The following is a 12600-nucleotide window of genomic DNA, read 5'->3' as shown; positions in this document are numbered from 1 at the left end:
CGGTTCACCCGCGCCGATACCGCACCAGCGCATACCTATCGGTTGCCTCTCAGGCCTAGAACCTGATACCTCTACCCTCGAAAACGGCGCGGTCAGGCGCCGGTGCCGGCACGATGCACCAGCTTTGCTTTTGTGCCTGCGATGAATCGAGGAGTGCTCTATGACCGACAAAGTCGCCAAACTCGTCATCGGAGATGAAACCCATGAGTTCCCGATCCTGAGCGGGTCGGTCGGACCAGATGTGGTTGATATCCGTTCACTCTATGCCAAGACCGGTCTGTTCACATACGACCCCGGTTTCACCTCGACAGCCGCCTGCGATAGCGCCATCACCTATATCGATGGTGACAAAGGCGAGCTTCTCTATCGCGGTTACCCAATCGAACAACTGGCCGAGCACTCCAGCTTTCTCGAAGTTTCCTACCTCCTCCTCTATGGCGAACTGCCAACCGCAGCTCAGCTGAAAGACTTCGACGAGGTCGTTACCCGCCACACAATGGTGCATGAGCAGATGCACTATTTCTATCGCGGCTTCCGTCGCGACGCTCATCCTATGGCCATCATGACCGGTGTCGTGGGCGCTATGGCGGCGTTCTACCACGACTCCACCGACATCAATGACCCACAGCAGCGCGAGATCGCCTCGATCCGTATGATCGCGAAGATCCCAACGCTCGCAGCTATGGCGTATAAATATTCGGTCGGTCAGCCCTTCGTCTATCCACGTAACGACTTGGATTACGCAGCGAATTTCCTGCACATGTGCTTCTCGGTTCCTGCCGAACAGTACAAGGTCGATCCGAAAATCGCCCGTGCGATGGACCTGATCTTTACCCTGCACGCAGACCACGAACAGAACGCATCGACCTCGACCGTGCGCCTGTCCGGCTCGTCGGACGCGAACCCATTCGCCTGTATCGCTGCCGGTGTTGCTTGCCTCTGGGGACCTGCTCACGGCGGCGCCAACGAAGCATGCCTGAACATGCTCCGCGAAATCGGCACTGTTGATCGCATTCCCGAGTTCATCGCTCGTGCGAAAGACAAGAACGATCCGTTCCGCCTGATGGGCTTTGGTCACCGCGTCTACAAAAACTTCGACCCTCGTGCGAAGGTCATGCAGCAGACAGCGAAGGAAGTTCTGGCCATCCTTGGCGTTGAGAACAATCCAACCCTGCAGGTTGCTCAGGAACTCGAGCGCATTGCGCTGGAAGATCAGTACTTCATCGATCGCAAGCTCTATCCAAATGTCGATTTCTATTCGGGCGTGATCCTCGATGCGATCGGCTTCCCAACCTCGATGTTCACCGTTCTGTTCGCGGTGGCTCGTACCGTTGGCTGGATCAGCCAGTGGAAGGAAATGATCGGCGATCCTCAGAAGAAGATCGGCCGTCCGCGCCAGCTCTACCAAGGCGCGACCGCACGCGATTACGCTCCGATCGAAACCCGGTAATCACAGGTCAGATCATCATAAAATTAGGCCCCGCATTGCGGGGCCTTTTTTCATTCCGGATTATAGTAGCGAAGGATGCGTTCAACGGGATCAACCCGTGCCTCACCCTCTTCTCCATGTTCCATAAGAGTGCGAATGCGTGCAAAGCCAACCAACTGCGCTTGGCTGCTTGCCGGTTCGTCGAGAAGCTGAGTGATCTTCGCGACCAGTGCTGCAGGATCGGCTTCGAGTTGCAGAACCTCGGGCACCAGCGGCTGATCGAGGATCGCGTTGGGGAGTGACGCGTACTTCACCTTATACTTCACCCAACGCTTGGCCTGCCCCTTATCGGCAACATAGGTCGTGACCATGGGAACACCAGAAAGCGCCAGCTCAAGCGTGACGGTACCAGTCACCGCGACAGCCGCCACGGCGCTATCCAGTGCAGCAGCCCGGCGCTCATCTCCTGTGATCACCTCAACGGCAACCGGCCACTGGCTGGTTTCACGCTCTACGCGCGCTTTAAGACGGCTCGGTGTCGGAAGCACAAAACCAGTTACACGCGGATGGTCGGCCAATTGCTTGGCGACCTCGGCCATCAGTGGCAGATGGCGACGCAACTCGCCCTCGCGGCTGCCTGGTAAGAGCATCAGCGGCCCGCTCTGGGGCACTTCTGAACGCTGTTTGAATACGCTTGTCGCCGGGTGACCGATATAATTCGTTTCAGGTCCGCCAGCCGCGCGCATAAACGCTGGTTCGAAAGGCAAGACGGATAGTATCTCGCGAAATTTCGGGCTCAGGGACTTGGCCCGCTCAGGCTTCCAAGCCCAAACGGCGGGAGCCACACAAAGCACCACTGGTATTTCGGGAGCCAGCTTGTGGACCTGCTTGGCAACAATGGCGTTGAAAACTTGAGAGTCGACCAACACCGCAACATCGGGCCGAGCCTTAACAATGGCCCGTGCGACCTGCCGCGACCGCCAGAGTAGTTTGGGCAAGCGTGGTAACACGTCAGCCCAGCCCATGACCGATAGCTCATTCATATCAAAGAATGATTTGAGGCCTAGGGAAGAGAGTGCTTCACCCCCTACCCCGGCAAATTCAAGTGGCACACGCGCCTGCAATCGCGAAACGAGATCTGCAGCAATGCGGTCGCCAGATGGCTCGCCCGCAAGGATAAAGAGACGAAGCGGGCTCGTCATGTTCTCTACTCTTACTCTTCGTCTAGATCACGCGGCTGAATAAGGGGGCGATCTTCAGCGGTAATGAAGTTCACCACATCCTGCACCAGCGGCTTGTCTTTAAACATCTCAGCGGCGTCTTCGACGCGCTCACGAAGCGTCCCCTCTTGCGAGAAGATCATGCGATAGGCAGCTCGCAATGAATGAATTGCATCACGATCAAAGCCGCGACGCTTCAAACCAACGAGGTTCAACCCACCCAGTCGCGCACGATTACCGACAGCCAAGCCATAAGGAATGACGTCAGCATCAATCATGCTCTGCGCGCCGATGAAGGCATGATGCCCAATACGCACGAACTGGCGTACCGCACATATGCCGCCAAAGCCGACGTGATCGCCGACAATCGAATGGCCGGCCAGACCAACGTAATTGGCCAGCACCACATTATTGCCAACCTGGCAATCGTGAGCCACATGCGAACAGGCCATCAGCAAACAGTCATTGCCAATCCGCGTATATAGACCGCCACCTTCCGTTCCCGGGTTGATGGTGACGGACTCACGGATGGTGTTGCGCTCACCGATCTCGAGATAGGACTCTTCGCCGTGGAACTTCAAATCCTGAGGTTGATGCCCAATCGAAGCGAAGGGGAAGATCTTTGTACCGGCACCGATTGTGGTGCGGCCGTCGATGGAGACATGGGACACCAGTTCCACATTGTCGCCCAGTTTGACGTTAGGTCCGACAATGCAATACGGTCCAATACGGACGCCCGCACCGAGCTGAGCGTTTTTATCAACGATTGCTGTCGGATGGATAGTCAAACTGCTCACTCGTCGGCACCAACAATCATGGCAGTGATTTCCGCTTCGGCAATCACCACACCATTGACCTTGGCTTGCGCGCCATAGCGCCCGACGTTGCGACGACGCTGGATCTTAGCGATATGAAACTCAATCGTGTCGCCCGGACCTGCTGGCTTGCGGAACTTGGCCTTATCAACGCCAAGCATCAGAACGACGTTTTTCTTGCCGCCATTGGAATCGTGCTTAATCACGATAGCACCGGCCGTCTGGGCCATGCCTTCGATGATGAGCACACCAGGAAAAATCGGATTACCGGGGAAGTGGCCGGTAAAAATAGGCTCGTTGTAGGTGACGTTCTTCACACCAACAGCACTCTCGTCACCGTCAATTTCGATGATCTTGTCGATCATCAAGAACGGGTAACGGTGTGGGAGGGCTTCCAGAATTTCACCAATGCTCATCGCATCGAGTTCGGTCACGGCGGTAGTTTCAGTCATCCCCGCTTCTCACCCTTTGTTAGTTTGCGCATGATGGCGAGTTCTCGCCAGAAATCTCTAATATCCTGAGCTGGCGCACCAGCTAGCTTCGAATCTGCTGGCCAATCCTTAGTCACCGCAGCGCGGCCATGAACCACGGAGCGAGTACCAATTCTCAGGTGCCCTGAGGTCCCGACCCCACCACCAAGAAGCACGCTGTCTTCAACGATAGTAGACCCAGAGAGCCCGGACATCGCCGCAATCAGACAATTGCGACCAATTTTGCAGTTGTGACCGATCTGCACGAGGTTGTCGACCTTTGTGCCCTCGCCGATCACGGTATCCCCAAGCGCGCCACGATCAATTGTCGAATTCGCACCAATTTCAACGCGATCTTGAATAATGGCGCGACCGAGCTGCGGGATCTTCCGGTTCGTCCGGCCATGATCCAACCAGCCAAAGCCTTCCGTGCCGATCCGCACACCGGGGTGCAGCACAACGCCATTGCCCAGATGCGCGCATTCCAAAGTGACATTGGCGCCAATAACGCAATTGCGCCCGATGGTGACCCCTGCCCCAATGACGGCATTGGCGCCGATAACCGTTCCGCGACCGATTTCAACGCCTTGCCCAACAGCGACATTAGCGCCGAGATAGACGTCAGCCTCAATCAGCGGCTCTGCGAGATCGTCACGCAGACCAGCAATGATCGACCGCGTGTTGGATGGGTAAAGCGCGTCCAGAATGTCTGCAAAAACGTTATGGGTACCCGTGGTCGCAACGACAATCGCTCCCTTAGGAGCGTCATCAACCAGATTTGGGGAAACCAACACAATGCCAGCAGACGACTGGCGTAACTCACTCGCGTAGCTCGGATGAGCCGCAAATGCGATCTCGCCTGGCCCTGCAAGTTCTAGTTCTGAAACGCCCGTTACAAGGTAGTCCGGCCGGCTAAGGTCTGGAACAAGATCCTCACGACCGATGCTAGTAAGCAGCGCGCCCAACTGGACAGGCCCGGCAAAACGGTGGAAACGCGTATCAACCATACTGTCACTCAAAATAAACGAGCCGCGGGCGACCGCGCCGCGGCTCGAAAATATCTGTCACGTTGCTCTGATTAGAGCAAGCTGGAGATCGTAAACTGGAACACCTGAGTACGATCGTCTGTGGCCTTGTTCAACACGTGAGCAACGTCACCACGGAGCGGGCCGAATGGTGAATCCCAGATCAGGGACGCGCCAACCGAAGCCTTCCAAGGCTCATCAACGCTGCCAGCAGCAAGTGCGCCGCCGCCGAGACCTGGAAGATGTTCGCTACCGACATATGCCGCATCAGCGAACACTGCGCCGCTCAGACCGTAGCTCTCTGGCAGACCAGGGATTGGGAACTGAACTTCAGCCGAAATACCAGCATAGTAGGTCATGCCGAGGTATTCGCCATTGTCGAGGCGCGGACCGACACCACGACCCTGGAAACCACGAACAAGCGACGAACCAGCCGAGAAGGCCTCAACCGCATGAACGGCACCACCGTCCATGGAATTGATGATACCGGCCTGAGCGCGCACACTACCGACCACACCAGCATCTGGGATCAGAGGCATGAAGTAGCGACCGCGTGCTTCGGTCTTGAGCAGGTTATGATCCCAGCCAATGTACTGCTGTGTGAAGGTTGCAAGCAGACCTTCACTTGGCTTCTTCTGATCGTTCAGAGAATTCCAAGTCAGCGAGTAGCCAACAAATGCCTTGTTGAAGACCTGACCATCATCCACGAGAGCCGAGTACGGATCCTTCGCGTCAGCGATAACCTTATGCTCACCACCGAAGAATACCGAGCTCGACAGAGCACTGGTAATCGGAACACCGAAGCGAACCTGCCCGCCGGTTGCCTGCGTACCGTAGAAGCTATTCGAGTTTTCGTCGCTAATGCGGTGATACGCATCAATACCAGCCGAAACCCGGGTACCCATGAAACGCGGCTCGGTGAAGGAGAAGTCGAACGTACGGCCCGACTCCGATGCACCGATTGCAGCACGAAGGTACTGACCACGACCAAGGAAGTTGCGCTCGGTCAGCGACAGCTCACCAAGGATACCATCTGAAGTGGAGTAACCTGCGGTTGCGCCATATTCACCAGTCGGACCTTCTTCAACATTAATGTTGAGGATGATCTTATCGGCAGAGGAACCCTGCGCGGTCGAGATATCGACCTTAGTGAAATAGCCAAGATTTTCGAGATTCTGACGACCGCGAACGACCATCGAGCGATTGAACGCATCGCCTTCTGCGAAGTCAAATTCACGGCGAATAACAAAGTCACGCGACTTCACGTTGCCACTGATGTTGATGCGCTCAACATAAATGCGCGCACCCTCATCAACCAGGTAAGTTACGTTAAACGTGCCGGTCGCAACGTCACGATCAAGGCGAGCACGAACGTCAGCAAAGGAATAACCCTGCGCCGTCGCTTCATACGCCATCGTCTCGATGGACTTCTGCAGCGCATCAGCCGAATAGGTCGAACCCTTGCCTGTACGAACCGCACCGCGCAGCGCGTCAGTATTCAGACCACTGATGCTGGTTTCGATACCAACATTACCAATCTTGTAACGCTGACCTTCATTAACAGTGACGTTGATGAAGTACGCATTGCGCGCAGCGTCAAATTCAACAACCGAGTTCACCTGAGCATCTGGGTAACCACGGTTTGCGTAGTAGAGACGAAGGCGTTCACGATCCACGGCAAGCTTACGCTCATCGTAGGAGTCATCACGAACCAACCAGCTCAGCAGACCAGTTTCCTTGGTCAGCATGGCACCCTTAAGGTTGCCAGAACCAATCGCGTTGTTACCGGTGAAATTAATCCCAGCAATGCCAGAGCGATTGCCTTCATTAATCTGGAAGATAACACGAACACGACTATCAGCAGTCGCTTCAGTGCGCGCCGTCACGGTAACACCGCGATAGCCCTGCGCATCATAAGCGCGACGGATACTCTCAACGTCGGCAGCAAGACGTGCTTGCGAGAAAATACCAGAACTCGACAGGTCAACCATGTCGACCAGCTTGCTGTCCTGAATTGCACGGTTGCCTTCAAATAGAACCGAGGCAACCAGCTGTTCCTGAGCGTAGGCAGCGACAGCGCCGACAACAGGAACACCAGCAGCGAGGGACGAAGCCCCGAGTATGGCGATCGCGGAAACCGCGCCACGCATCAGCTTGGTGGGGTAGATCATATTGTTTTTGCCTTCTGCGACCGCCCGGGGAATCGCCATGCACAGCGCCTCCCCAAGCAAACTCCATTGAAGTGTTTTACTGTTTTTTGAATTTGGAACAACCCCGTACCACGCAGAACGCAAGTTATTCGTCTCAACCCTTGTATTCACGCAACACACTGCCAGTTAAGGTTAACCCGCAGTTAGCGCAGAATTCCGAAATATGCGAAAAGTGTATCATTAAAGAGCGTAAAGACCATAAGGCCGACAACCAAAGCAAATCCAAAGCGATAGCCGATCTCCTGCACCCTCATACTCAGAGGTTTACCCCTGACCGCTTCAACGGCGTAATAGAGCAAGTGCCCCCCATCAAGCATGGGAACTGGCAGGAGATTGAATATGCCAATGTTGAGGGACAGCAGCGCCATCAGATTGATCAGCGCGACGAATCCCAAGGTCGCTACTTCCCCGGAAACCTTCGCAACTTTGACAGGACCGCCAAGCTGCTCCACGTCTCCGCGGCCAACAAAGAAGTCACCCAGGAACGCCGCAGTGCGCTGAATAATAAAGCGGATTTCCTCAAAGGTCATGCCGATGGCTTCGACTGGACCCGGCTTGTACAGCGCAACTTCCTCTTGAGTAACGTCACGCGTTACCCCGATCCGGCCGATACGCTGATTGTTGCCGAAACGATCTTCAACCGAAACAGCCTCTGGTGTTAGTGCAATAGCACGTTCGCCACCGTTCCGCTCCAAGACAACGCTGACTTCGCGCTCAGGGCTGGTCGCGATGAATCGCTGGAAGTCGTCAAACCCGCGAACTTTGTAACCGTCCACAGAGATGATCATATCGCCCGGCTCAAAACCTGCTTCAGCCGCGACAGAGGCTGGCAACACGTCGCCGATCGTGGGCGGAATAATGTAGCGCCCATAGCTCATGAGCAGCACATAGAGGATGACGAATGTCAGGATGATGTTTGCGACGGGACCAGCGAGAACGATGGAGATCCGCTGCCAAACATTCTTATTCATGAACAAGCGCGGCGCCAGAGCCGGGTCAATATTCTTCATGACCTCAGGATCGGGCGCGCTGGCCTCATTCATGTCACCAAGGAAGCGAACATAACCACCGAGCGGGATCGCTGAAATCTTCCAACGAGTGCCGTGCTTATCATTCCACCCGATAATCTCAGGACCAAAACCGACAGAAAATGCCTGGATAGCCACGCCATTCCAACGCGCGACAAGATAATGCCCCATCTCGTGGATGAAGACGATCGCAGCGATGATCCAAATGGCATTGAGCCATAAAAAGGCGTCGAACATGGTATTCCTTATAGTGGCACTGGCAAACTACCAGTGCAGCAGGCCTTCAGCGACCGAGCCAAAGCCCTGATGGGTGGCACCGATAATCACCACCAAGAACAAGCCGAATGTGAGGCTATCAAGGCGGTCCATCAGACCACCGTGGCCAGGAATGATGTCGCCTGTGTCTTTAATGCGGAACCAGCGCTTTATGCTGCTTTCGGTGAGGTCACCCACCTGCCCCAGTACACTGATAGAAGCAGCGACAATCAAACCAATCCACCACGGCGATGGCGTAAGAACCATCCAGACCGCAAGGCCCGCAATCGTCCCTAGAGCCAAGCCACCCAAAGCACCTGACCAAGTCTTAGACGGCGAAATGGCTGGTGCCAATTTCTCGCCACCGATCTGGCGACCTGTAAAAAACGCCGCTGAGTCCGTCATCCAGACGCAGGTACCCAGAAACACGCCAGCAACGATACCCAGATCGCCGACACCGCGCATTAACAGCGCCGAGATGATGAGCGCGCTGAACAGCACAATGCCGACTATACGCCACAGGATCTCCCCACGCCCCATGGTCAACGCCACACAGCATGCAATCGCCACAGCAGCGAGAGACCAGACAAAGCCGAAGAATGGAAACACCACCCCCGACAGAGCAACAAGCGCCACAATGGCAATGCCCCTAGGGGTGATCGGCTGGCGAGAAACCATAGTCTCCCACTCGCGATAGCAACCGGCGAAGACTGCGCTGACCACCAGCGCAAACCAGATTCCACCCAAATAGAGAGACACAACGGTCAAGGCGATAAGGACCAACGCAGAAACAAGGCGCGGTCCCACATCTGCCCAAGAGCGACGAACAGGCGTGTTTTGGCTCGACGCGGGGCCTTTTGATTTACTCAACTGGCCACAGCTCCAATACCGCCAAAGCGTCGATCTCGCTTGGTATAAATCTCTAGTACTCGGGTAAAACTCTGCTCGTCGAAATCAGGCCAATGTTCGTCCACAAAAACGAACTCAGCATATGCCGACTGCCACAGCAGAAAGTTTGAAAGACGTTGCTCGCCGCTTGTGCGAATGATGACGTCAGGATCCGGAATACCCGCAGTGTAGAGAGCATTGGAGACGTGTTGCTCTGTGATGTCCTCGGGCTTCAACCGGCCGGCAGCGACTTCTGCCGCGAGATGACGTGTCGCCTCAACCAATTCAGCTTTACTGCCATAGTTGAAAGCTACGACAAGTGTCAGCCCGGTATTGGCAGACGTTTTTGCCTCAACATCTTCGATCAAGCGAACCATCGACGCGTCCAGCTGATGGCGCGACCCAATGATCCGGACACGGACGTTGTTCCGGATAAGCTTCTGCAAATCCGACGCAACAAAGCGGCGTAGAAGATTGAATATAAAGGACACTTCTTCGGGAGGGCGCGTCCAGTTCTCCGATGAGAAACTGAAAACGGTGAGGTAATCCACGCCGTGCGTAATGCAGAGCTCGACGCAGTTACGCAGGGACTTCACGCCTTCGACGTGTCCTTCCGTTCGCATCTTTCCGCGCTGCTTAGCCCAGCGTCCGTTGCCGTCCATAATAACGCCAATATGGGCCGGAATTTTCCATCCCGACCCTGAAACAGCGTTGATCTTTGCGGCGGGTTCCCCAGCCATAAGCCCCTCCAGGCTCGGAACCTACAAGCCTTAAACCTGTAGAATTTCCTGTTCTTTTGCTGCTACGACCGTATCGATTTCTGCAACAGCATCGTCAGTGGCCTTCTGAACAAGTTCAGACTGCTTCTTCGAGTCATCTTGGCTCATGTCGCCGTCTTTTTCAGCCTTTTTAAGGGCATCCATACCGTCACGTCGAATATGACGCACAGCAACGCGCGCAGCTTCTGCATAGTTGTGAGCGACCTTAGCGAGTTCCTTACGGCGCTGTTCGTTCAGCTCCGGAAGAGGAACGCGGATCACCTGACCTTCACCCATTGGGTTCAGACCGAGACCGCTATCGCGAATGGCCTTTTCAACGGCGTTAGCCATTGAACGGTCCCACACCTGCACCGAAAGCATACGCGGCTCAGGGACAGTCACGGTCGCCACCTGGGTGAGCGGCATGCGCGAGCCATAGGCTTCAACAACAACTGGCTCCAAGAGGCTGGCGCTTGCGCGACCCGTACGAAGACCGCTCAATTCGTCCTTGAGCGACGCGATCGACTTCTGCATGCGCGTCTTGAGATCGCTGAGGTTATAGGCAGATGCCATGGTCGGTTATCCTTCCAGTCCTATTCTCGAGTGCGCAAATCATAGCGCACATCGACAGATTCTGCTGCTGGCTTATGCAGACTTACCAACGATCGTGGAACGGCCCTTACCTTCCAAGATGCCGGTAAGACCTGCGGCGTCATCCAGCGCATATACGATGATCGGCATGGCGTTGTCACGCGCAAGAGCGAATGCAGACGTGTCCATTACCTTAAGATTCTGAGCAATCACCTCTTCAAAGCTGATTGCGTCGTAACGCGTCGCTGTAGGGTCCTTCATCGGATCAGCGGAATACACGCCATCGACCTTGGTCCCCTTGAGAACAACATCGCATTCCAGCTCGATCGCGCGAAGCGTCGAGGCCGTATCAGTTGTGAAGAAGGGATTACCCGTACCGCCACCCAGCACCACGACAAATCCCTCTTCAAGGGCCTGCTTGGCATCACGGGCGGTGTATGTATCTGCAACCGACGGCATGGTCGCCGCGCTGAATGGCTTAGCCTTGAGGCCCTGCCGCGAGATCGCGTTAGACAGTGCCAGAGCGTTGATCATGGTCCCCAACATGCCCATAGCATCGGCAGTGACGCGGTCAGTGCCATCAGCAGCACCAGACATTCCGCGGAAAATGTTACCGCCACCAACGACGATGGCCACCTGAACACCATCGCGCGCAACCTGCGCGATCTGCTCAGCAACACCATGGAGAAACTTTGGCTCTATGCCGAATGAGTTATCACCCGCTAGCGCCTCGCCCGAAACCTTGAGCAGTATGCGCTTGTAAGCAGAAGACATCGGCGAACCCTTTTTCAAAATTGTAAAACCGGTGTCTGCGAAACACCAGACAGACCCTATGGCAAATCGCCCTCAAAAAGGAAGGCAAAGTTTGCGCAAGGTATTTAACGAGACAATAGACTGGCTCAATCCGACGCTTAGCCGCAGCCGGAGAGCAGCGGGCGGGCCCGAAGGTCCACCCGCCGTAACTATGGCTTACTTTACGCCTGCAGTTGCAGCGACTTCAGCAGCAAAGTCAGTTTCAACCTTTTCAATGCCTTCGCCGAGAGCGAAACGCACGAACTTGGTCAGCTTGATCGGGGCGCCAGCGTCCTTCTCAGCGTTCTTGATTGCGTCTGCAACCTTGGTTTCGCCGTCGATGACGAAAGTCTGGCTCAGCAGCGTGACTTCTTCGAAGTACTTACGCATGCGGCCTTCGACCATCTTTTCAGCGATCTCAGCGGACTTGCCCGATTCCTTGACCTGTTCAAGAATGATCGCGCGCTCACGAGCGACAACTTCCTGATCCAGTTCTTCCGGAGCAATTGCCTGTGGCTGGGCTGCTGCGATGTGCATCGCAAGCTGCTTGCCGAGTGCAGACAGGACTGCCTTGTCACCGGTCGATTCGAGAGCAACCAGAATACCGATCTTGCCAATGCCTGGCTTGACCGCATTGTGGATGTAGCTTTCGACCACGCCATCCGAGACCGAAACGGTCTGGGTGCGGCGCAGGTTCATGTTTTCACCGATCTTAGCGATCGCTTCGGTCAGTTCAGCAGAAACCGAGTGGCCAGCGCCTGGGAATGGCATTTCGCCGAGCTTAGCAACGTCGCCATCGGCGTCGAGTGCAAGCTTAGCAATTGCAGTCACGATGTTCTGGAACTGATCGTTGCGAGCAACGAAGTCGGTTTCAGAGTTCACTTCAACGACAGCAGCCTTCGCGCCAGCAGTCGCAACACCGACGAGACCTTCCGCAGCAACGCGGTCAGCCTTCTTTGCAGCCTTCGCGAGGCCACGGGTGCGCAGCCAATCGATTGCAGCTTCCATGTCGCCGTTGGTTTCAGCGAGTGCCTTCTTGCAGTCCATCATCCCGACGCCAGTCGAGTCGCGGAGCTGCTTGACCATTGCAGCAGTGATTTCCATGGGGTTCACCTCTTG

The 12600-nt window shown here is 55.5% G+C and carries 12 protein-coding genes; 1 reads left to right on the top strand and 11 read right to left on the bottom strand.

What is annotated here, in order from left to right:
* Window positions 1-160 precede the first annotated feature (160 nt).
* A complete protein-coding gene (gltA, locus tag H4N61_RS07765) occupies window positions 161-1450 on the top strand; it encodes a citrate synthase (RefSeq protein WP_169193948.1) in 1290 nt (429 codons plus the stop codon).
* 50 nt (window positions 1451-1500) lie between these two features.
* On the opposite strand, the gene H4N61_RS07760 is transcribed toward gltA, so the two are convergent.
* The 11 genes from H4N61_RS07760 to tsf form a co-directional block, all read right to left on the bottom strand.
* Window positions 1501-2631 carry a lipid-A-disaccharide synthase gene (locus H4N61_RS07760; protein ID WP_169193949.1) on the bottom strand — a complete coding sequence of 377 codons (1131 nt, stop codon included), beginning with the start codon at window positions 2629-2631 and terminating at the stop codon, window positions 1501-1503.
* 11 nt (window positions 2632-2642) lie between these two features.
* Window positions 2643-3446 carry an acyl-ACP--UDP-N-acetylglucosamine O-acyltransferase gene (gene lpxA / locus H4N61_RS07755; RefSeq protein ID WP_169193950.1) on the bottom strand — a complete coding sequence of 268 codons (804 nt, stop codon included), beginning with the start codon at window positions 3444-3446 and terminating at the stop codon, window positions 2643-2645.
* Window positions 3443-3916 carry a 3-hydroxyacyl-ACP dehydratase FabZ gene (fabZ, locus tag H4N61_RS07750; protein ID WP_169193951.1) on the bottom strand — a complete coding sequence of 158 codons (474 nt, stop codon included), beginning with the start codon at window positions 3914-3916 and terminating at the stop codon, window positions 3443-3445. Before fabZ ends, lpxA begins: the two co-directional genes overlap by 4 nt.
* Window positions 3913-4941 carry a UDP-3-O-(3-hydroxymyristoyl)glucosamine N-acyltransferase gene (gene lpxD / locus H4N61_RS07745; RefSeq protein WP_182395671.1) on the bottom strand — a complete coding sequence of 343 codons (1029 nt, stop codon included), beginning with the start codon at window positions 4939-4941 and terminating at the stop codon, window positions 3913-3915. The genes fabZ and lpxD overlap by 4 nt, the downstream gene beginning before the upstream one ends.
* A 71-nt stretch (window positions 4942-5012) precedes the next feature.
* Window positions 5013-7169 carry an outer membrane protein assembly factor BamA gene (gene bamA / locus H4N61_RS07740; RefSeq protein ID WP_169193953.1) on the bottom strand — a complete coding sequence of 719 codons (2157 nt, stop codon included), beginning with the start codon at window positions 7167-7169 and terminating at the stop codon, window positions 5013-5015.
* Window positions 7170-7312: 143 nt separating this feature from the next.
* Window positions 7313-8434 carry an RIP metalloprotease RseP gene (rseP, locus tag H4N61_RS07735; protein WP_169193954.1) on the bottom strand — a complete coding sequence of 374 codons (1122 nt, stop codon included), beginning with the start codon at window positions 8432-8434 and terminating at the stop codon, window positions 7313-7315.
* Window positions 8435-8461: 27 nt separating this feature from the next.
* Window positions 8462-9322, bottom strand: a complete 861-nt coding sequence (locus H4N61_RS07730; RefSeq protein WP_169193955.1) for a phosphatidate cytidylyltransferase — start codon at window positions 9320-9322, stop codon at window positions 8462-8464.
* On the bottom strand, window positions 9319-10080 hold the full coding sequence (locus H4N61_RS07725) for an isoprenyl transferase (protein ID WP_169193956.1): 762 nt from the start codon (window positions 10078-10080) through the stop codon (window positions 9319-9321). Before H4N61_RS07725 ends, H4N61_RS07730 begins: the two co-directional genes overlap by 4 nt.
* Window positions 10081-10110: 30 nt before the next feature.
* Window positions 10111-10671 (bottom strand): ribosome recycling factor, encoded by a 561-nt coding sequence (frr, locus tag H4N61_RS07720; protein WP_169193957.1) that lies wholly within the window; start codon window positions 10669-10671, stop codon window positions 10111-10113.
* Window positions 10672-10743: 72 nt separating this feature from the next.
* Window positions 10744-11463: a UMP kinase gene (pyrH, locus tag H4N61_RS07715; protein WP_169193958.1), complete on the bottom strand. Its 720-nt coding sequence runs from the start codon at window positions 11461-11463 to the stop codon at window positions 10744-10746.
* A 195-nt stretch (window positions 11464-11658) separates the two neighbouring features.
* On the bottom strand, window positions 11659-12585 hold the full coding sequence (gene tsf, locus H4N61_RS07710) for a translation elongation factor Ts (RefSeq protein WP_169193959.1): 927 nt from the start codon (window positions 12583-12585) through the stop codon (window positions 11659-11661).
* Between the last annotated feature and the right edge of the window lie 15 nt (window positions 12586-12600).

Source organism: Devosia sp. MC521 (assembly GCF_014127105.1).
GTDB lineage: Bacteria > Pseudomonadota > Alphaproteobacteria > Rhizobiales > Devosiaceae > Devosia.
This window is presented reverse-complemented; position numbering and strand designations above follow the sequence as displayed.